We start from the raw sequence: 18434 nt of genomic DNA, 5'->3' as shown, positions 1-18434 counted from the left end.
CATCGGCGGGTTCTCTGAGCGCCGCTCGGAAATTGGTAGGTGGCTTGTCTTCAATTTTAAGATATAACTTTGGGGTGTACCCCTTTGAGTTTTGCTTGAAGTTTGGCGCGTCTGAACACTATGATACCATAGTAAGCTATAGGGTTCTGACGAGGTATCGTATCCGCAATGTTTTCATCCTATATTGGCAGTGACTGATAGAAAAGAGTGAGCAATTGGTGGGTATGCAGCACAAACATCAGCTAGGAAGTGGGTGTGATCTAAGTCGGATTTGCGCGCCGACTTTGATGCGTATCACTGATGCAACACCGACATTGCGATCTGATGATGACGTTCAGCTGGAAGATCAGGTTGCGAACGCACTTTTGGCAACTATTCCTCTAAAGCGGCTGGAAGGCATCGGGTTTTTAGGCGCGATTGACTATGTAAAAAAGGGGTCCGGTAGACAGCCCTACAGGCGGCGTCATAACCGCAGGGAGCACTCGATCGGTGTGGCCAAGTTGGCTGAAACCTACGCCCTTGAAGTTGAGATGGACGAGAGAGAGCGCAAAACGATTGTTTGCGCCGCTTTGCTCCACGATGTCGGACATGGCCCGCTATCGCACACGTTAGAACCAGTTTTTGAAGAAAGATTTGGAATAAACCATCATCAGACTACGCGGGATATCGTCGAAGGCTCAACCCGATTTGGCTCGCAAATTCTTGACATCTTGAGGGAGTTCCACGTTGAGCCAGATGAGGTGCTTGCTCTGATTGAAGGGAAGGGTAATGGGAAGCACGCTTTTCTTTTCTCTGCGCCGATTAATATAGACACGTTAGAAGGCATCACGCGGTGTAGGGCTTTCGTCGGTCCAAGGTCAGCGTTCGGGAGCGCGAGCGCTGCCGTTAGGCGTTGGGCTGCATCCGGTAGTTTGCCCCAGAATGACTTCGATGATTTTTGGTCGCTGAAGAACAGTGTCTACAATCTGGTAATCAATGCTCCAATCGGCCGATTGCTTGACACGGTCGCTCAGTCCTACATGACGGCCAACATCGATAAGTTTAGCCCAGAGGATTTTCTGAAGACAGAGAAGAGCTTTAGGGCGTCTCATGCTGAACTCTTTACATATTTGAATGTTGTTCTTGAGTACGAGGATGATTTACGGTCTCGGCTACCGAAGTCTTGGCTAACCGTTGATGTAAACATCAATGATCGGAAGTTCTTTGTGGATGAAAGTGTTGAGCTTTCTAGTCTCCATCAGATCAGTACGCGATATAAGCAGACCCGGTCTCGCTATTCCGTGAAGCTCGAAGAACTTGTTAAGGGATAGTTTAATGAAGGGGAGTGATGCGTCGCGGGTATTGGCCGCATGCGAGAGAGAGTCTGAGCTTCAGCTGAAAAAAATGCGCAAAATTTCAGCGAGCATGTTTAAGGACGATCCGAACTACCTTATCGGCGTGAATGGCAGTGTTGCGCGACGCGAATGCACCAGCGGATCTGACATTGACCTTTTCGTATTGGTCAATGGCAGAATCACGATTTCCGACGCGCGAAAGGCGCAGAAGGCATATCGGTCACGTTTGAGTGATGAAGGGCTAGTGATGCCTGCTCACGGTGGCGTATTTGAAAACCCACTTAAGATAAAAAATCTCCTTGAAACGATCGGGGGTGACAAAGACACCAACGAATTCATCACTCGTCGGATGTTGTTTCTGCTCGAAGGGGAATGGATCTTCAATCAACAGCTTTTTGAGAAGACTCGTACCCGGCTAATCGAACGCTATGTCGCAGACGAGTTGGGCGATCACAAGTTGAGCTTGTTTCTGCTGAATGACGTGATCCGATACTGGCGCACTATCTGCGTGGATTTCGAACATAAGACGGCTTCGTCAGATAAGCCGAGAGCGATCCGGCTCATTAAACTGCGCTTTTCTCGCATGCTTCTCTACCTCGGCGGGGTGGCCGCGGTGAGCGAGACAAAAGGGTTAGAAGTCGCAAAAAAGCGTCAGAGACTCGAAGAGTTGTTTGCGATGCCGACGATCGCACGACTTCAGTCTATATTTGGCCCTGCAATGCAAAGTCCGTTGGCTCGCTATGCCCGGTTCCTCGATCACCTTAATGACATCGAGACCCGCACGCAGCTCAAGTTACCCGGTGAAAAGGGTTTGGAAACGCAAGTTTATCAGGACCTGTGTGATGAGGCGCGCAAATTCAAAGAAGATCTACTCAAGATGCTTATGGATGAACTTGGTTCGAAGCACGATGTTGTCAAAGCGCTCCTACTCTAAATTTTATGTTCCACAACTCTACATCGAGTCTTCCGAAGTCACTAATTTTCCTTAGGCATGCGAGGACGCCTTGGAATATTAATGGTTTAACAATGGGGCAGTCAGATATCTCATTGTCTGGTATCGGCAAAAAGGAGGCGGAGCAGGCAGTCAGAACCTTGCAAGAGCATCCGATTGACCTGATTGTAAGCAGCCCACTGTCAAGATGTTTAATGACGATTTCGCCATTTTGCCGGGCTAGCGATAGCGAATTTATCATAGATCCAAAATTGGCTGAGCGGGCATGGGGAATTTACGAGGGTGTCCCCAAATGGCAACGAGGAGAGAACTCGACTCCGAAAGATGGTGAGACAGACGATGACTTTCGACTTCGTGTAACCGAAGCGCTTAATGCGCTACCAATCGAGAGAAATATCCTCTTAGTTTCACATTCTGGCGTTTTTCGTGAGGTCTGCAACCTCGGCTACATTCATCATAGTTTAGCTCATGCGAAGCTACCACACGCAACACCAGTGGTGCTTAGACGAACGTCGAAAGTGAATTTCAGACGCAAGCCTCTGTCGAATACTACGTGATTATTGAATGGTAGGCTCGACAGGCGGTGCCGTTGCGAAAATTGACATGCGCGAACGCCAGCAAAGGACCGATATTCGTCGGAGATTAAATGTCGGCACTAAAATTACTTGCTTCCCTTCGTGAAAGCTTAAGTAAGACAAATTGAAAACCGCAAATCTTTATAGCAATCGCTCTTCGATCGCTAATATATCGAGATCCAGGACAGACCAACCCGTCGCTGCATCTTCGAAAAATTCTTCAACACTGTCTTTGCTGAGAATTTCTAAAGCTTTCGGATGAAACACCATCTTATGCTCATCGGGCGGGCCAAAGAGATCGGTGATATGGTCGCGCACGTCCCAAATCTGTCCCCAAGATTTTCGCTCGGTACTGAGCCATGCTGTCATTTCTTTGAGCATGAGTGCGCCCTCTAAGGTGAAGTCCGCGCATTCGAAGAGGAAATCTTGCCCTTCGCCAGTCTTAATTTTGATCAGGCTGGGCTCGATCAGACCGGCGTCCTCCAGAAAAACCGCATCGGCGCTTGAAAGTAAGTTACGCAAATAGAAGCGATGCAGGGTCTCGCCCTGCCTATTCAGAACAACATATGATGCCAGCTGCGGCATTTCGGTTGATAGACTTGTCATTGAAGATCTCCTTTGCGCGTGGACTGCTAAGGGCAACAAGCCGAGCATGCACTGCGGCCCGAACTCTGTGACTATAGCAAAAATACGACTATAGTCATTAGACGAAAATGGACCGGCCATCCAATACCGTTCAGGATGGAGAGGTCGAACAATCAACTAGTTTCCGCATTCGCTAAGGTTCTGAAGCGGCGACGGAAAGCGAAAAGCTTTTCGCAGGAAGAGTTGGCGTTTCGGGCCAATATATCTGTCAGCTACGTTTCCTTGCTTGAAACGTCCAATCGGCAGCCGACCCTTTCGGTCATCGCGGCCTTGTGCGAGCAACTTGATGTATCGATGCCGGAATTCTTGGCTGATGTTGAGCAAGAGATGGGCAGGTAAGATCGGTTTTGCGCCGTCCTATCCGGCTGTCGCGAATACATATCTCGTCGTTAGGTGGATTGGCTATCGAAGCCTTTGATCTCAGCAGCGCTCAAGCCTAAACATTTATGAATAAACGAAGTTCTGTCTTTTTCGCCATTTTTGAAACTTGACAAACGAGACTATCTGCATCGGTGCGAGTACGATTGCTGCGAGGCAGGAAAGCAGCAATATCCAGTCAACTTCTCCGACAGGCTCGCCGAATGGCAGCCCCACTTCAATCGAAATGATCCTGATTAGCCCACAAAGTGCGGCTTCAATTGCCATGAAGTCGCGCAACTTTACCCATCGGCGGCCTAACACTGAAAATTCCCGAGCGATGTAGATGCTGTGATCTGCGACGGAGCGCCGCCGTATCTCAGGCAGGTCGCGGCACAGCTTGTAAATATTGGCGCTGCTCCGACGCTTATTTTGATGGGGGGCAATGTAAGTTTTCGAGAAGTCTAATGGGTCTTCTCCCGTTAACTCGATAATGCGGCGCTGTGCCCTGCGCGGCAATGCGCGATGCTCGCGTTCGTAATTTGCGTAGCCTTCTCGCGAATATCCAATTCTCTCCGCGAGTTCAGCCTGCGTCAGGTCACATGATTTGCGTATCTGACGCAATCGTGTCGCGACCAGCTTTCGATCAAGCGATTCGTTATCTTTTCTCGTCGCACACATCTTTTCGCCATGAACATCGACTTAATGGTAGATCCAAGGCGATAAAAAATCAATTTTTTAAAATGATGATTTAGCGGCGAAAATTGGAAAATGCTTACAAACGGCAGCGCCAATTCTTACGTTTGTATGCAGGCTGTAGGAACTTCAAATTACGATTTTACTTGCTCCTTATCCCTACGGTGTTTCTGCTTTGAGAGAGCTTCGAAACCATTAATCTAACACTGGGACTGAAATGTCCGATCAATCGCCTGATAACCGTTCAAAAATTCACCATCACATCAAAGAGGCCATGAGGGTTAACGGTACTTCATTTGCCCAGCTGAGCCGACAGCTCGGTGTATCCGGCGCGTCGATGTCATTGGTGAGTCAGGGATTGCACAGATCCAAGCGGATCGAAGAAGCCATTGCCACTGCGATCGGTCGGCGGCCTGAGGACCTTTGGCCCGAAAGGTATAAAGACGACTGATCTCTCACTCTCTGAAAAGAGAAAACCGCCGATTGCCGTCGGCGGCCCCCCAATTTAGCTGTCGATATCGAACCGATAGCTAATTCTTTCCGAAACACTGCACTCTGTCAAGAACGAGAACTTCTTGGCCAGCCAATTATGTGCATTCAAGGAGTGAATTCGCATGCTTACTCAAACTCAACGCGGGATTCAGTTTATCCTGCAAGGAAAACTTAATAATACGCAAATTGCCGAACTAACGGGTTTATCACGCGGAACTGTCGCGAAATGGCGCACACATCTAAATCAATCGCCTCTCACGATAGAGACCATTACCGACTTGAGCGAAACGGAGCTTCGCAAGTATGTCGCTCCAGGTGCTTTCAAACGGGACCTGTCCTTCGCGCAGCCCGATTTTGATCACGTTATTTTCGAGCATTCTGAGCGCGGAGTTACCCTGAAGTTGTTACACGAAGAATACGTAAGGACTGTTCCAGACGGTCTGAAAGCGCAGTCTTATCCGACCTTCTGCAGGGAATATCATCGGCAAGCAAAGAGCAAGAACGTGATCATGAGCTTCACTTATGATCCTGGCGAAATGATCCAGTGCGATTTTGTTGGCAGGAAGTCAGGAAGGTGGCCGACGCTCTTCGGAGTTGACGAAAAAGCGCGCGATTATGATGTTTTCTGCGCTGTAAGCGCGAAAAGCAGGAAGACCTTCACGATTGCGATTGAGAACCAAACAAAGTTTGTGGTGCTGGCCGCATTCAAAAAGATGCTGGAATACTTCGGTGGCTCTCCCGTTCTGATTACCATCGACAACTTCCCTGCAGCCGTTCAAACGCCACGCCGAAAAGGTCAGGAAGCCGTTCTTACACCAGAGTTTTTGGAATTCTCTGACCATTACGGCTTCGGACTGTTGACTGCGCGGGTACGGAAGCCGCGCGACAAAGGGTTGGTAGAAAACGCGGTCGGTATCACTCAAAATAGGATACTAGCACCACTGAGAGACCGCCGCTTCCTGTCGCTCTCAGAGCTCAACGCCGCCATAGACCCGTTGCTCAACGATCTCAATTCGCGCCGAATGCGCGGCCACGACGCGAGCCGAAATGAACTTTTTGAACAACAGGATCAACAGGGCTTCGCACCCTTACCTACGAACGCTTATGAGCCCGGACGGTGGCTTCTCAATATCCGGGTTGGACAGGACTATCACGTGCCGGTTTCTGGCAGCAGATATTCGGTTCCCGCGCACCTTTCCGGCGAACACGTTAGCGCAAAGGTAACGGCAACCTCAGTGCATCTTGCTTTCGAAGGAAAAATCGTCGCAACCCACGCCTTGTCGTCTGGAAGCGGGAACCTTGTGACCGACTCTAGGCATATGCCGGAAAATCATAAGTCTGCCTCCATGCTGAGACTTAACGGGGCCAAAAGTCACGTCAGACATATCGGAAAGGAAGCGGTTCGCCTGATTGATGGTCACTTTCGAACTGGCAAACAGGCAGATTCCACAGCGAAAGCTGCCGCCAACCTTGCGCATCTCGCCGAAAGCTACGGCGATAAGAGAGTCGAAAAAGCCTGCGCAATTGCGAACAAGATTGAAAAGCCAACCATTCGTAAGGTGGAACACATTTTAAGTGCGGGCATTGAGGCTCCGGACGATGACGAGATCGAGGGCCGCGAGTTGCCGCCAGCAAAGCGCAATGTCAGAGGGCCTGACTACTTTGTTGAGGCGCTCAAAAGGAAAATTGAAGGAGATGGCGATGTCTAATGCGCAGTTATTTGATATGCTTCGCAACCTCAGATTGACGGGCTTCATGGAGGAGTTGGACCATCAATTAAAGAACCCACAATACTCAGATGTACCCATCGAAGATCGCCTGCTTCGCATGGTCCAATCAGAAGCGGACCGACGATATCGTAACAAAATCGACCGCCTGCTGAAGTCGGCTCAATTTAAATATCACGCGGCGCCAGAAGAGATAGATTTTCGAAAGAACCGGAATATCGACAAATCGGAGATCCTATCGCTTCTAAAATGTGATTGGATTAGGCGGCACCAAAATCTCATTCTGACTGGCGCATCTGGAACCGGCAAAACTTGGCTTGCCTGCGCACTGGGAATGGCCGCGGTTCAGAGTGAAATGGGCGTGCGCTACGTCCGCACTGGCCGCCTCGCCGAAGAGATCGGGTTCTCGCGTTTGGACGGAACGATTGCGAAGCTGAGGACGAAAACCTCGAAGCTGGAGCTTCTCATTATCGATGACTTTGCGCTCAGTCCGCTGAAAAAGCAGGAGCTCACAGATATCTTTGAGGTCATAGAAGATCGGTCCTCGCGATCTTCCACGATCGTGATTTCTCAGCGTGCTCCAGAAGAATGGTACGGATACATCGGCGATCCGTTGATTGCGGATGCGTTTATGGATCGCATCCGAAGTCGCGCGCATATTATGCAGCTCGAAGGCAAGTCCCTGCGATGATCTATCAAACGCGCAATCTTAGTAAGGTTGCGCGGTTAAGCGTGTGAGAAAGGGGTGATCAATGGGGTGAGAGTTTGCAACAGGTACTGTTGGCACTTTGTCCCCTTGGAGATCGCATCGGCTTCCTGAAACGCGCCATGCAAAGTGTTCGCCGTAAAGCCTCGTAGTTCATGCACCTCGACATGCTCATTGTCGCGGGCGTTCATCAGGTGGGCAGCGAGCTTGAGACCGTTCCCGCGTTGATTGCCTACCATGATCATGAGTGGTCCTCATTCTCATAGCCAAGCGCCTTCATCAGCTCCATACGGATGGCCAGCACCGCAGCGCAGGTTGCCATCAGTTCGTCTTCGACTTCAGGCGACAGAGGCAGCGCTCCCTTGTTTGCAGCCTTGGCGAGCTGGTTGAGGTTATTCGCCAGACGCAAATTGCCGAGCAGACCGAGTGCCCGTGCCAGTGCTGCATGGTCTTTGACGGGAGCCTGACCGCGTGTTCGGCGCGGGGAGAGATCGCAATCAAACAGCTTGGCCTTAATGAAGGGGCCGAGCGGCATACCCGCCGCTGCCGTCTCCAGTTTTGCACGTTCGTCCTCATTCAGACGCAGAGAGAATGGCGGCGGCGTCTTAGACCGCACCCTTCGCTTCGAGGGTGCGGCAGAAGCTTCAGGCTTAGATTCAGAGAATTCTTGCGTGAGATGGCTCATGGTTCCATCTCCGGCAGCAAGGCTTCATGCGGCTTGAGCTGGGCTTCCCAGTCTTCCAGATCGGAGAAGAAGGAGTTCGAACTTTCTCCTTCAAGGTGCGCCACTTCCCCTCATCGCTGAAATTGAGACCGGATCGCGTGTCGCGCCGCCGTTAACCCTTTTGATCGCGCAGGCTTTTTGGCCGCGCACAGCGATTGACTTGCGCCGCCCTGCCGCTACATTGGCCCGCACAACAGGGGCATCCGGCACGGGCCGGGTTGAGACGTACCCTTCGAACCTGAACCGACTCATATCGGCGTAGGAAGTTGTCTTGGACCCGGCCTCATGCCCCGTCTTTTCAGCAACCTCGCCCCATAGCGGAGGATGCTGATGCACAAACCCTCACATTATCTCAATGCCATGCGCGAGACCGCGCCGCTGGTCCAGAACCTCACCAATTATGTCGCAATGAATGTCATGGCGAACATCATGCTGGCGGCGGGCGCGTCTCCGGCGATGGCCCATGCACGGCGGGAGGCGGCGGAATTTGCCGGGCTCGCGTCGGCGCTGACAGTCAATATTGGCACGCTCGATGAGGAATGGGCGGAGTGCATGGAGATCGCGGCGGCGGCGGCGGTGGAGAATGAGATTCCGTGGGTTCTGGATCCGGTGGCCGTGGGCGCGACCGCGTTTCGCAAAGAGGTCGGCGCGCGGCTTTTGGCGCTCCGCCCGACGATCATCCGGGGCAATGCATCGGAGATCTTGGCTCTCTCGCAAACGGCGGAAAGTCAGGGGCGCGGCGCGGATGCGACGGACAGTGTGGAGGCCGCAGAGGAAGCTGCGCGGGCGCTGGCTTTGGCGAGCAAAGCGGTTGTCGCGGTGACGGGGCCTGTGGATTTCGTGACGGATGGGAAGCAAGCATATCGCATCGAAAATGGCGATCCGATGATGCCGCGCATCACGGTTCTGGGCTGCTCGCTGACGGGGATCGTCGCGGCTTTCGCGGCTGCTGCTTCGCCGCTGGAGGCGACGGTCGCGGCGCTGGCTTATTACGGCGCCGCGGGCGAGGTCGCGGCGGAAACGGCGAAGGGGCCGGCGAGCTTTCAGGTTGCGTTCATCGACGCGCTTTACAGCATGACGGGCGAGCGGCTCGACAGCATGGCGCGGGTGTCCTTCGCATGATCCCGCCGCTCTGTTTCATCACCGATGCGGTCGCGCCGCTGTCTGTTCCAGATCAAGCCGAGAAAGCCGCGCGCGGCGGTGCCGGATGGGTGCAGCTTCGGCACAAGACATTGGAGGACAAGGCTTTTGCGGAACTCGCTCGCGAAGTGCGGACGCGATTAGAGCCGCTTGGCGCGAAGCTGATCTTAAATGACCGCGCGGCACTGGTTTGCGAGGTTGGGGCGTTCGGGCTCCATATCGGGCAGTCGGATGGCGATCCGGCGGCGATCCGGGCGCAGATCGGGCCGGATGCGGTGCTTGGGCTGTCGATTGAGGCCGAGTCGCAGCTTGCTGCGGTGCCGGTTGACGCGGTGAATTACCTAGGTGTTGGCCCGGTCCGCGCGACGGCGTCGAAGCCTGACCATGCCGTGCCGCTTGGGTTTGATGGGCTGGCCGCGATTGTTCGCCAATCGCCGCTGCCCGCGATGGCGATTGGCGGGCTGAGAGCCGCCGATGTGCCGGATGTGCAGCGTGCGGGTTGCGCGGGCATTGCCATCGTGTCGGCCATTTCGCGCGCCGACGACCCCGAAGGAGCCGCGCGCGAATTCGTCCAGAAATGGAGCGGCGCATGATTCCGAATATCTTGTCGATTGCGGGGTCGGACCCGTCGGGCGGCGCGGGCATCCAGGCTGATATCAAAGCGATTTCTGCCAATGGTGGCTATGCGATGGCGGTTATCACCGGGCTGACGGCGCAAAATACGCGCGGCGTTCAGGCGGTTGAGATGGTCTCGCCTGAGATGATTGCGGCGCAGATTGCGGCGATCCGGGCGGATATCGAGATCCATGCGATCAAGATCGGGATGCTCGGCGATGCGCGGACGATTGAGGCGGTCGCCGAGGCGCTGGAGGGGGTGGATGCGCCGATTGTTCTTGACCCGGTGATGGTCGCGAAAGGGGGCGACCGGCTTCTGGCGGAAGATGCCGTGACCGCGCTGCGCGAGCGTCTTTTGCGGCGTGCGGCGGTCATCACGCCGAACCTGCCGGAGGCGGCGGATTTGCTGCAAGATGCCGAATGCCAGACTCTGGCGGAGATGCGCGGGCAGGCGGCACGGCTTCTCTCGCTCGGCTGCGGCGCGGTGCTGATCAAGGGGGGACATCTGCCGGACGCGGACGCGACGGATCTGCTACTCACGCCCGAGGTGGAGACGCAGCTGATGGCCCCGCGAACTGAGACACGCAACACCCATGGCACGGGCTGCACACTTTCCTCGGCGCTGGCGACGCAGCTTGGCCGTGGCCATGCGCTCCCGGAAGCGACCCGGCGGGCGAAAGCCTATATCAGCGGCGCGATTGCCGCGGCGGATGATCTGCAAGTGGGCGCGGGCCACGGTCCCGTTCACCATTTTTACCTTCAGAGAAAGAGATGACGATGCGCTTTACCGAAGAGCTTTGGGCCGCGACGGCCGAGTTGCAGGATACGATCCGCACCATGCCGTTTAACCGCGAATTGGCCGAGGGAACGCTCCCGCGCGAGACCTTTCAGCACTACATCATTCAGGACGCGCATTATCTCGAAGGCTTCGCGCGGGCGCTGACGCTTGCGGCGTCGCGCGCGCCGGATGCGGAGACCGTGGCGCGGCTGGCGGGATCGGCCAATGGCGCGATTGCGGTCGAGCGGCAGCTTCATGCGGAATATATGGCGCTTTACGGGATCACGCCGGCGGATTTCGCCGCAACGCCGCCGTCCCGCGCCTGCGATCACTATGTCAGCGCGCTGATCCGCGCGGCGGCGGTCGATCCATTCTCGGTTGCAGTCACAGCGTTGCTCCCCTGTTTCTGGATCTATCAGCGCGTCGGCGCGGCGATCCATGCGGAGGCCGCGGGGGACCATCCCTATCGGTCGTGGATCGACACGTATGCGAGCGCCGATTTCGATGCTGCGGTGCAAGGGATGCTCGCGCTGACGGATCGTCTGGCGGACAATGCGGATGAAGAGACCCGCGCGGCAATGACATCAACCTTCGCGCTATCCTCTTGGCATGAATGGATGTTTTGGCACAGCGCCTATCAGCGCGAGGGCTGGCCGGAGACAAACACGAATAAGATTCAAGTTTATCTATAAGTTTACAAAAAAGCCGGTCCCGTAACTGACGAAAAGGGTTGCGGGATCGAAGGCGGTTGCGGCTAAACTGAACGCATCAACACATGGTAAATGACCAGATTTCCGGGCAACGCCTCCGCGTTGCTTGCTGGTCTTTTGCACCCAAAATAATAACGATTTCAGATATTTGAAATCGACACACAGGGAGTTAGAAATGCCAACCTCTAGCGATGCCAATACCGAATGGTGGGTCAACGACCAGACCCCGGACAACCCGTTTGACAAGAGCGAAGATTATGAAGCCTTCCTCGATTATGTGGGCGCACTTTTCCGCACGATCACGCCGGAAATCGCCGCCGAGCCGGTGGTGATCAATGTCACCGAGCTGAACAATCACCCCGACTATAAGGCAGCGGCAATTGGTGCGCTGGAAGTCTGGTCCCTGACGACGCCGTTTGAGTTCGAGATCGTCGATGATGCGGAATATGATCCGGATCTGCACTGGATGCAGGTCGTCAGTCCCGAGCTTGGCGAGGAAGACGATGGCGGTGCATTTTCGAGCAACCGTTATGTGAGCGTAGGGCAGCGATTCCACGACACCGAGCCAAGCCTGACGGATATTGGTGGATATGTCTTTGACAGCTACATTCACGAATTTGGCCATGAATTCGGTCTGAACCATCCCGGCCTTTATAACTATAGCGGTCCGGGCGGGGTGCAGATCAATTATCTGAACAATGCGACCTGGATCTATGACCGCCAGCAATACAGCGTCATGTCCTATTTCGACGGGATTGATGTGGGCGAGGACAGCCGCTGGTCCGCCTCGACACCGCTTATGGCGGACATTGAGGCCGTGATCCGCCGCTTCTTCTCGACGGTCGATGATGAGGGCACGCGCACCTATCAGACGATTGATCTCAATACCGACGATGATGTCTATGGTTTCAACGCGACGGTGTATGGCTATGAACTGACCTCGACCGGGATGCAGAAAGATATCGGTTTTGTCATCCATGACACGGGCGGCCAGGACACGATTGATTTCTCCGGTTCGACCCATGGCACGATCCTTGATCTGCGCGCTGGCCAGTTCTCAAGCGTGAACGGGCACCGCAACAATGTCTCGATTTTCGCGGGTCATAATGACGATGAGACGGAATATTATATCGAGACCGGGATCGGCAGCGACTATGACGACGTTCTGATCGGGAATGACGGCGACAACGTGCTGGATGGCCGTGGCGGCGCGGACCGGATGGCAGGCTATGGCGGCGATGATACTTATTTCATCGACTCCGCTGACGACATTGTCCGTGAGGAAGAGGATGGCGGCAATGACACGGTGTTCGTCCTGTCTCGCGATATCGACGTGGGCGCGATCGCCAATGTCGAGAACATCATCTATGTCGACTCCACGATCCCGCCGGGCGGTAATGTCGATGTAGATACCCCGAGCGTCGGCGACAACACGATGAGCAGCATCATTGTCGGCACCGATGAGGGCGAGACCCTCGACGGCGGCTCCGGTGATGACACGATTTTCGGGCAGGATGGTGATGATCTCATCATTGGCGGGCGCGACTCGCTGGCCAGCCGCGATATCAACAACACGATTGATGTGGCGGATCTCGAAGATCAGACGGAAAGCGATGACGGCAATGACACGCTCTATGGCGGTGGCGGTAACGACACCATTCTGGGCGGTCAGGGCAATGACATTCTCGACGGCGGCGATGGCGACGATACGCTGAGCGGTCAGGCCGGGATCGACATTTTCCGCGGCGGTGACGGTCAGGACACGGTGGATTACAGCCGTGAAAGCCCGTTTCAGCTTCTCGTCAATCTCGAAACCAATGTGGCGAGCGGCGGCACGGCCTCGGGCGACACCTTCTACAGCATCGAGAACCTGATCGGCTCTGACGACCGGATTGACCGCTTCATTGGCACCGCGGCGAACAACCATTTCTGGGGGCGCGGCGGCGGTGACGTCTTCAACGGCCGTGACGGGGATGACATTCTCGACGGCGGGAACGATGGTGATTTGCTTTATGGTGAGGGCGGCGACGATCTCATCATTGGCGGCTCGGGTCAGGATTATCTCGACGGCGGCGACGGCAATGACACCGTCAGCTATGTCGGCAGCTCGGACGGCGTGATGGTTGACCTCGTCAACGGCACGGCGGAAGGCGGCGATGCAGATGGCCCGGTGCAAATCGTCGGGCGCGGCAGCGTGATCCGCCACGATATTCTCGTCGGTTTCGAGAATGTGGTCGGTTCGTCCTTTGATGACAAACTGATCGGCGATGATCAGGCCAACACGCTCGAAGGCGGCGATGGCGATGACACGCTGACAGGCGGCGGCGGGCGCGACACGCTCATCGGCGGCGAGGGCAGCGATACTGCGGATTACAGCGACTATGACGAGGGGCTGTTCCTCTGGTTCAACGCGCCGACCTCGGTGCGCGACACTTATATCTCCATCGAGAACCTGTCCGGCACCGGCTATGATGACCAGATCATAGGTGATGGCCGCGACAATGTGCTGACCGGTCAGGGCGGAGATGACATCCTGCGCGGCCGCGGCGGCAACGACACCATCCTCGGGGACTATGCCTATCAGGGCGAGCCGATCCCGCGTCCGGGTCTGGGCAGCGGCTACGCGACCCTTGATGAAACCGCGACCAACAACTCCATCGAGACCGCGTTCGACATTTCGAACAACTTCTCGCTGGAGGAGGATCCGGACATCTTCGACTCGACGACCGTGCTCCACACGACAGTGAACGCCGTCGGCAACGGGCAGGGCGGCTATTACAGCGTCGATCTGGCTGCGGGTACGAATATCACGGTCGATATCGACGGGATCGCCGACCCGAATGTGCATGACAGCTGGGTGCGCTTGCTCGACAGCGACGGGAATATAGTCGCGCAGAACGACGATGGCGGCAGCGATCCCGGATCCAACTCCCGTCGCGACTCCAGCCTCACCTATGTCGTTGAGGAAACCGGCACCTACTACATTCTGGAAGGCCGCTGGTCGCCGGATGCGGGTGGCAGCGGTTGGGAAGAGGTCGTCCCGGCGGGCTCGGCCTATGAGCTGAATGTGTCGGTGGACTTCCCGCCAGAGCCGGTTCAGCCGGGTGTTGCCGGGGATGACGAGCTGCGCGGTGAGGCGGGCGATGACCTGCTTGATGGCGGGCTCGGCAACGACGTGCTGTTCGGTGGCAGCGGGGCGGACTCCTTCCGCTTCTCGACCGCCCTCGGGGAGAACAATGTCGATGAGATCAAGGGCTTCTGGACCAACCAGAACGATGTGATCCTGCTCGACGATTTGATCTTCACCGAAGCGGGCGAGCTTGGCACCCTCAGCATGGATGCTTTCGAGGCGAATGACCTTGGCGTCGCCACGAGCGAGGATGGCCGCATCGTCTATGACACCAATGATGGCGGGCTGTTCTACGACGCGGACGGCTCGGGCGAGATCGAGGCGATCCAGTTTGCGCAGACCCGCGCGAACCTGCGGATCGACCACGACGATTTCATCATTGTCTAAAACACCCAGATGGGGCGCTCTCGGGCGCCCCACTTTTTTGTGGCTTGATCATCGCCGGCTTGCGCGTCACCCTTTCCGCACGCTGTCAGAAGGATCAACGACATGACACGCAACCTCATTTCCCGCCGCAAATATCTGAGCCTCCTCGGAGCGCTCATTTTCACGCTCACGACAGGAGTTGCCTTGACCGACCGCGCCGTCGCACAGACCGCTCTTGACGCCACGCTTGTCTCCGCAAATGGCGAAGCGATCCCGGAAGGAGAGATCGTGATTGTCTTTGAGGGGGCGGAAAGCGAGCTACAAAGCCGCCGCGCCGCGCCGGCGATGCGGTTTAAGAGTGAGGGTGGGGCGAAGGCGGTGAAGGTGTCGCTGCCGGCAGTGCCGTCCGGCGAGAATGTGCAGATTGTCGCGAGGCTGGAGCGCGCCGATGGCTGGCTCCTCGCGCGCGGGAGTGCGAAGCTGCGTGGCGACGGACCGGTTGAGGTGATGCTGCATCAGGTGATGTATTGATCCGTCTCGCGTTCGAGCCAACGCAGGTATTCGACGAAGAAAAACGCGCCGGGCCAGATCGACCCGGCGCGTTTCTTATTACATGCCTTCCTGAATCTCCCGCGCGAGCAGAATCGCCGCCAGTTTGGTGCGGGCGATCAGCGAGTCCGCCGTCGACTCTTCACGCGAGGAATGGATGCCGCTCGAATCCGGGCCAAGGCTGTCGAGCGTCGGCAGCCCCACCGATTGCGCAATCGAGCCGTCCGTGCCGCCACCGGATACATTCGTCCCCGTGACCGGCGCGCCGATAGCCTGCGAGAGACCCATCACCGTCGCGAGCATCTCATCAACCGCGTCGTTCTGCTCCTTGGCGGGGCGGTGCAGCACCACCCAGCTTTCCACCTGGGGAAAATCCGGATGGGCTTCGTTCTGCACTACCGTCTCGGATGCGATGCTCTCGATCTGCGATTTCAGCTCTTCCCCATCCGCCTGCGTCATGTAGCGCATGTCGATATAGGCCTCCGCGCAGCCGGGAACGGTGTTGCGTTTCTCGCCGCCGGACATGGTGCCGGTGTTGACCGTGCTGGCCTTCTCGTAATCGGTTAGCTCTTCAATCGCGATCACCTTATGGGCGAGTTCGAGATTTGCCGACACGCCGTCCTGATGGTTGGCCCCGGCATGGGACTCGCGGCCCGTGATCTTCAGACGCGCCTGTCCCAAGCCCTTGCGCGAGCGGGTCATGGTGTCATTCGCGCCGGATTCGAAAATAAGACCCACATCATGCTCTCCGGCCTGCTCCTCGATGAGCGCGCGAGAGCCAAGCGAGCCGATCTCCTCATCCGAGTTGAACACGACCGTCACATGCCCATTTTGCAGCATGTCCTGCGCCGCGACGGCGCGCATGGCGTTCAGCATCACCACAATGCCGCCCTTCATGTCGCCCACGCCCGGGCCCTTCAGCACGCCATCCTCGGTGATTTCGAGCGTCTGAAACTCATCATCGGCGGAAAACACCGTGTCCATATGCCCGTTGAGGAAAATGCGATTTCCGGACTCGCCCCGGATCGTGCCGATCAGGCTGTCCGCAAACGCCATTTCGCCGCCTTCGCAGGTCAGGATTTCAACGGAGGGAGCAGGGCGCGTTTCCGTCTCAAACCCAAGCTCCTGCAAATCGCCCTGAAGCACCTCGCGATAGGCGTCGATCCCTTCGACATTGTCCGTGCCGGTGTTCATATCGACATGGGTTTTCAACTCGTCGAGGATCGCATCGCGGTTTTCATCCACCCAAGCGATGATGGCCTGATCCTGCTCGGTCAGCGTCGCTTCAATCGGCTGAATGTCGTCTTGCGCGACGGCCACAGACGCGGTGAGAAGTGCCGCCGTGCTCGCGGCCGCGCGGAATTTACGGAGATGGTTCATGGTGGAGCCCTTTCGGTTGTCTCGAAGATTCGCCGTTTGGCAGAATAAAGCTACGACCCGCAGACCATTCTCGCAATATTATGTCGCCCCCTGCTTTCTCAGTTCCATTCGACACCGATTGATTTCAAAAGTGATTCTGTCGGTTTTATGCGGCAAATGGTCTCAATCGGGTTTGATCACGCATTTGTGTGTAGCATTTGACATATACGTAAGTTTCGCCATGGGCGCCGTCTCGACGCCCCGATCAAAAGAGCGACCGTTTCATCCCTGATCAGCCGCCCTCAAACGCCCTTTTTGGGCCACTGCGCTAGTGTGAAGAATTCACACATAAATTCCGACACATGTTCATGTCCGCTCGCGAAGGCCATCGCGAGCGCTCAAAAAATGCGCATACTTACCCTTTCACCTGACACTTTATGCTGCAGCCGCCAACGCGGCAAAATGGAGTGGCGCGAAACCATCCTCCCCGGTCCCAAATGCGTAAAAATATGACAGCGAGGCCCGATTATGGTAAAATCAACATTATTTTAATCATTTCTCACTGGTTGGATTTATGCTTCGCTATCATACCCCCTTAGAGCGAAAGCTCTCGCCGTTCGTGTGCTTGTCTGAGGATGAAACCACTCAGCTTCGCAAGCTTCAGGAAAATGGTCGGCTCTGTACATCGGGATGCGATCTCGTGACGGAGGGGGATAAAGACGCGAAAGCATTTATCCTGATTTCCGGCTGGGCCTACTCCTATAAAATCCTTCCCGATGGCGCGCGTCAGATCGTCGATTTCCACGTGCCGGGGGATTTTCTGGGCCTCCGCAATCTCGCCATTCGTTATGCCGACTATAGCATCGCGCCGATCTGTGAGGCCCATGTGGGCGAACTGCGGCGGCAGGATATGACCAAGCTGATGCTGGCCAATCCCAAAATCGCCACGGCGGTTCTCTGGTCCGCGGCGCGGGACGAGGCGGTGCTGTGCGAGCATCTCACCAGCGTCGGGCGCCGTCAGGCGGTGACGCGCACCGCGCATATTATGCTGGAGCTTTGGGAGCGCCTGCGCCGCGTGGGCCAGGCCTCCGATGACGGGTTCCATTGCCCGCTGACGCAAACCATTCTCTCCGACGCGCTGGGGCTGACATCGATTCATCTGAATCGCTGTTTACGAAAGCTTAGGGAGATGAAATTGTTAACGTTCAAAGAGGGGCGGGTGCATTTCGAGGATTTGCCCGCCCTTATTTCTTTCGCCAACTTCGATGATTGCTATCTCGACGGCTGACTGTTGACGGCTGGGTCTGACCGGGGATGGCTGAGGTCCGCGCGCAAAAGGACGACCGCAGTCCTGCGCAAGGTTCGGACCGCGGTCGCGCTAGGGTAAGTTCTGTCACCGGAGACGCACAAAGTGGGGGCGTGTGCTCAGGCCGACATGGCGCTTACCTTTCTCGGATCTGCGATCTCGACCACGCAAGGGAGGAGCGTAGAGGATGGCCGCAGAGATAGATCAAAATATCTCAATACTACAAAAATACGATGCACCGCTTGATAACGGGAGAAATCAGAAGTTACGGCG

19 protein-coding genes and 1 riboswitch are annotated in these 18434 nt (G+C 55.9%); of the genes, 14 read left to right on the top strand and 5 right to left on the bottom strand.

The window, feature by feature from the left end; genetic code table 11:
• The first annotated feature begins 287 nt into the window (after window positions 1-287).
• Genes ACMA5I_RS07415 through ACMA5I_RS07405 form a run of 3 tightly spaced genes read left to right on the top strand, consistent with a single transcriptional unit; the run spans window position 288 to window position 2843 of the window.
• Window positions 288-1310 carry an HD domain-containing protein gene (locus ACMA5I_RS07415; RefSeq protein ID WP_525885598.1) on the top strand — a complete coding sequence of 341 codons (1023 nt, stop codon included), beginning with the start codon at window positions 288-290 and terminating at the stop codon, window positions 1308-1310.
• Between the two features lie 4 nt (window positions 1311-1314).
• The gene (locus tag ACMA5I_RS07410; protein WP_525885597.1) at window positions 1315-2268 is read left to right on the top strand and encodes a nucleotidyltransferase domain-containing protein; all 954 of its coding nucleotides are present in this window, start codon (window positions 1315-1317) and stop codon (window positions 2266-2268) included.
• A gap of 5 nt (window positions 2269-2273) precedes the next feature.
• Window positions 2274-2843: a histidine phosphatase family protein gene (locus tag ACMA5I_RS07405; RefSeq protein ID WP_525885596.1), complete on the top strand. Its 570-nt coding sequence runs from the start codon at window positions 2274-2276 to the stop codon at window positions 2841-2843.
• A gap of 159 nt (window positions 2844-3002) precedes the next feature.
• On the opposite strand, the gene ACMA5I_RS07400 is transcribed toward ACMA5I_RS07405, so the two are convergent.
• Window positions 3003-3467 carry a hypothetical protein gene (locus ACMA5I_RS07400; RefSeq protein WP_525885595.1) on the bottom strand — a complete coding sequence of 155 codons (465 nt, stop codon included), beginning with the start codon at window positions 3465-3467 and terminating at the stop codon, window positions 3003-3005.
• Between the two features lie 135 nt (window positions 3468-3602).
• Between ACMA5I_RS07400 and ACMA5I_RS07395 the strand changes: the two genes are divergently transcribed.
• Window positions 3603-3845, top strand: a complete 243-nt coding sequence (locus tag ACMA5I_RS07395; protein WP_525885594.1) for a helix-turn-helix domain-containing protein — start codon at window positions 3603-3605, stop codon at window positions 3843-3845.
• Between the two features lie 105 nt (window positions 3846-3950).
• On the opposite strand, the gene ACMA5I_RS07390 is transcribed toward ACMA5I_RS07395, so the two are convergent.
• Complete coding sequence (locus ACMA5I_RS07390) at window positions 3951-4544, bottom strand: helix-turn-helix transcriptional regulator (RefSeq protein ID WP_525885593.1); 594 nt, start codon at window positions 4542-4544, stop codon at window positions 3951-3953.
• Window positions 4545-4776: 232 nt separating this feature from the next.
• Here ACMA5I_RS07390 and ACMA5I_RS07385 point away from each other — a divergent pair, with 232 nt between their 5' ends.
• The 3 genes from ACMA5I_RS07385 to istB all read left to right on the top strand — a co-directional run bounded on the left by ACMA5I_RS07385 (window position 4777) and on the right by istB (window position 7469).
• Window positions 4777-5010, top strand: a complete 234-nt coding sequence (locus tag ACMA5I_RS07385; protein WP_525885592.1) for a helix-turn-helix domain-containing protein — start codon at window positions 4777-4779, stop codon at window positions 5008-5010.
• 163 nt (window positions 5011-5173) lie between these two features.
• Entirely contained in the window at window positions 5174-6760 is a 1587-nt protein-coding gene (gene istA / locus ACMA5I_RS07380; protein ID WP_525885591.1) for an IS21 family transposase, read from the top strand.
• Window positions 6753-7469: an IS21-like element helper ATPase IstB gene (gene istB, locus ACMA5I_RS07375; RefSeq protein ID WP_525885590.1), complete on the top strand. Its 717-nt coding sequence runs from the start codon at window positions 6753-6755 to the stop codon at window positions 7467-7469. Before istA ends, istB begins: the two co-directional genes overlap by 8 nt.
• A 35-nt stretch (window positions 7470-7504) precedes the next feature.
• Here istB and ACMA5I_RS07370 read toward each other — a convergent pair whose 3' ends face one another.
• Window positions 7505-7729: a hypothetical protein gene (locus ACMA5I_RS07370; RefSeq protein WP_525885589.1), complete on the bottom strand. Its 225-nt coding sequence runs from the start codon at window positions 7727-7729 to the stop codon at window positions 7505-7507.
• Entirely contained in the window at window positions 7726-8169 is a 444-nt protein-coding gene (gene mobC, locus ACMA5I_RS07365) for a plasmid mobilization relaxosome protein MobC (RefSeq protein ID WP_525885588.1), read from the bottom strand. Before mobC ends, ACMA5I_RS07370 begins: the two co-directional genes overlap by 4 nt.
• Window positions 8170-8393: 224 nt before the next feature.
• Window positions 8394-8490: riboswitch (TPP riboswitch) on the top strand.
• A gap of 48 nt (window positions 8491-8538) precedes the next feature.
• On the opposite strand from mobC, the gene thiM reads away from it, so the two are divergent.
• The 6 genes from thiM (at window position 8539) to ACMA5I_RS07335 (ending at window position 15478) form a co-directional block, all read left to right on the top strand.
• Window positions 8539-9330 (top strand): hydroxyethylthiazole kinase, encoded by a 792-nt coding sequence (gene thiM, locus ACMA5I_RS07360; RefSeq protein WP_525885587.1) that lies wholly within the window; start codon window positions 8539-8541, stop codon window positions 9328-9330.
• Window positions 9327-9941, top strand: coding sequence for a thiamine phosphate synthase (gene thiE / locus ACMA5I_RS07355; RefSeq protein ID WP_525885586.1), 615 nt, complete (start codon window positions 9327-9329; stop codon window positions 9939-9941). The genes thiM and thiE overlap by 4 nt, the downstream gene beginning before the upstream one ends.
• Window positions 9938-10738 (top strand): bifunctional hydroxymethylpyrimidine kinase/phosphomethylpyrimidine kinase, encoded by an 801-nt coding sequence (gene thiD, locus ACMA5I_RS07350; RefSeq protein ID WP_525885585.1) that lies wholly within the window; start codon window positions 9938-9940, stop codon window positions 10736-10738. Before thiE ends, thiD begins: the two co-directional genes overlap by 4 nt.
• Complete coding sequence (tenA, locus tag ACMA5I_RS07345; RefSeq protein ID WP_525885584.1) at window positions 10735-11433, top strand: thiaminase II; 699 nt, start codon at window positions 10735-10737, stop codon at window positions 11431-11433. Before thiD ends, tenA begins: the two co-directional genes overlap by 4 nt.
• Before the next feature lie 193 nt (window positions 11434-11626).
• A complete protein-coding gene (locus ACMA5I_RS07340; protein WP_525885583.1) occupies window positions 11627-14968 on the top strand; it encodes a M10 family metallopeptidase C-terminal domain-containing protein in 3342 nt (1113 codons plus the stop codon).
• Between the two features lie 102 nt (window positions 14969-15070).
• Window positions 15071-15478, top strand: a complete 408-nt coding sequence (locus tag ACMA5I_RS07335; RefSeq protein WP_525885582.1) for a hypothetical protein — start codon at window positions 15071-15073, stop codon at window positions 15476-15478.
• 78 nt (window positions 15479-15556) lie between these two features.
• On the opposite strand, the gene ACMA5I_RS07330 is transcribed toward ACMA5I_RS07335, so the two are convergent.
• Window positions 15557-16876, bottom strand: a complete 1320-nt coding sequence (locus ACMA5I_RS07330) for a M20 family metallopeptidase (protein ID WP_525885581.1) — start codon at window positions 16874-16876, stop codon at window positions 15557-15559.
• A gap of 598 nt (window positions 16877-17474) precedes the next feature.
• Here ACMA5I_RS07330 and ACMA5I_RS07325 point away from each other — a divergent pair.
• A complete protein-coding gene (locus ACMA5I_RS07325; RefSeq protein ID WP_525885580.1) occupies window positions 17475-18143 on the top strand; it encodes a Crp/Fnr family transcriptional regulator in 669 nt (222 codons plus the stop codon).
• The last annotated feature ends 291 nt before the right edge of the window (window positions 18144-18434 follow it).

Source organism: Jujubicoccus corallicola (assembly GCF_047345645.1).
GTDB lineage: Bacteria > Pseudomonadota > Alphaproteobacteria > Rhodobacterales > Rhodobacteraceae > JBLEFH01.
The sequence above is the reverse complement of the archived record's forward strand: the minus strand, read 5'-3'. Positions and strand labels throughout refer to the sequence as shown.

Coding starts and splice junctions, on each gene's coding strand:
- ACMA5I_RS07370 (WP_525885589.1), bottom strand. CDS start 7,729: ATGATCATGGTAGGCAATCAACGCGGGAACGGTCTCAAGCTCGCTGCC.
- ACMA5I_RS07400 (WP_525885595.1), bottom strand. CDS start 3,467: ATGACAAGTCTATCAACCGAAATGCCGCAGCTGGCATCATATGTTGTT.
- mobC (WP_525885588.1), bottom strand. CDS start 8,169: ATGAGCCATCTCACGCAAGAATTCTCTGAATCTAAGCCTGAAGCTTCT.
- ACMA5I_RS07415 (WP_525885598.1), top strand. CDS start 288: ATGCGTATCACTGATGCAACACCGACATTGCGATCTGATGATGACGTT.
- thiM (WP_525885587.1), top strand. CDS start 8,539: ATGCACAAACCCTCACATTATCTCAATGCCATGCGCGAGACCGCGCCG.
- thiE (WP_525885586.1), top strand. CDS start 9,327: ATGATCCCGCCGCTCTGTTTCATCACCGATGCGGTCGCGCCGCTGTCT.
- ACMA5I_RS07335 (WP_525885582.1), top strand. CDS start 15,071: ATGACACGCAACCTCATTTCCCGCCGCAAATATCTGAGCCTCCTCGGA.
- ACMA5I_RS07385 (WP_525885592.1), top strand. CDS start 4,777: ATGTCCGATCAATCGCCTGATAACCGTTCAAAAATTCACCATCACATC.
- ACMA5I_RS07395 (WP_525885594.1), top strand. CDS start 3,603: ATGGAGAGGTCGAACAATCAACTAGTTTCCGCATTCGCTAAGGTTCTG.
- ACMA5I_RS07410 (WP_525885597.1), top strand. CDS start 1,315: ATGAAGGGGAGTGATGCGTCGCGGGTATTGGCCGCATGCGAGAGAGAG.
- tenA (WP_525885584.1), top strand. CDS start 10,735: ATGACGATGCGCTTTACCGAAGAGCTTTGGGCCGCGACGGCCGAGTTG.
- ACMA5I_RS07340 (WP_525885583.1), top strand. CDS start 11,627: ATGCCAACCTCTAGCGATGCCAATACCGAATGGTGGGTCAACGACCAG.
- ACMA5I_RS07390 (WP_525885593.1), bottom strand. CDS start 4,544: ATGTGTGCGACGAGAAAAGATAACGAATCGCTTGATCGAAAGCTGGTC.
- thiD (WP_525885585.1), top strand. CDS start 9,938: ATGATTCCGAATATCTTGTCGATTGCGGGGTCGGACCCGTCGGGCGGC.
- ACMA5I_RS07330 (WP_525885581.1), bottom strand. CDS start 16,876: ATGAACCATCTCCGTAAATTCCGCGCGGCCGCGAGCACGGCGGCACTT.
- istA (WP_525885591.1), top strand. CDS start 5,174: ATGCTTACTCAAACTCAACGCGGGATTCAGTTTATCCTGCAAGGAAAA.
- ACMA5I_RS07405 (WP_525885596.1), top strand. CDS start 2,274: ATGTTCCACAACTCTACATCGAGTCTTCCGAAGTCACTAATTTTCCTT.
- istB (WP_525885590.1), top strand. CDS start 6,753: ATGTCTAATGCGCAGTTATTTGATATGCTTCGCAACCTCAGATTGACG.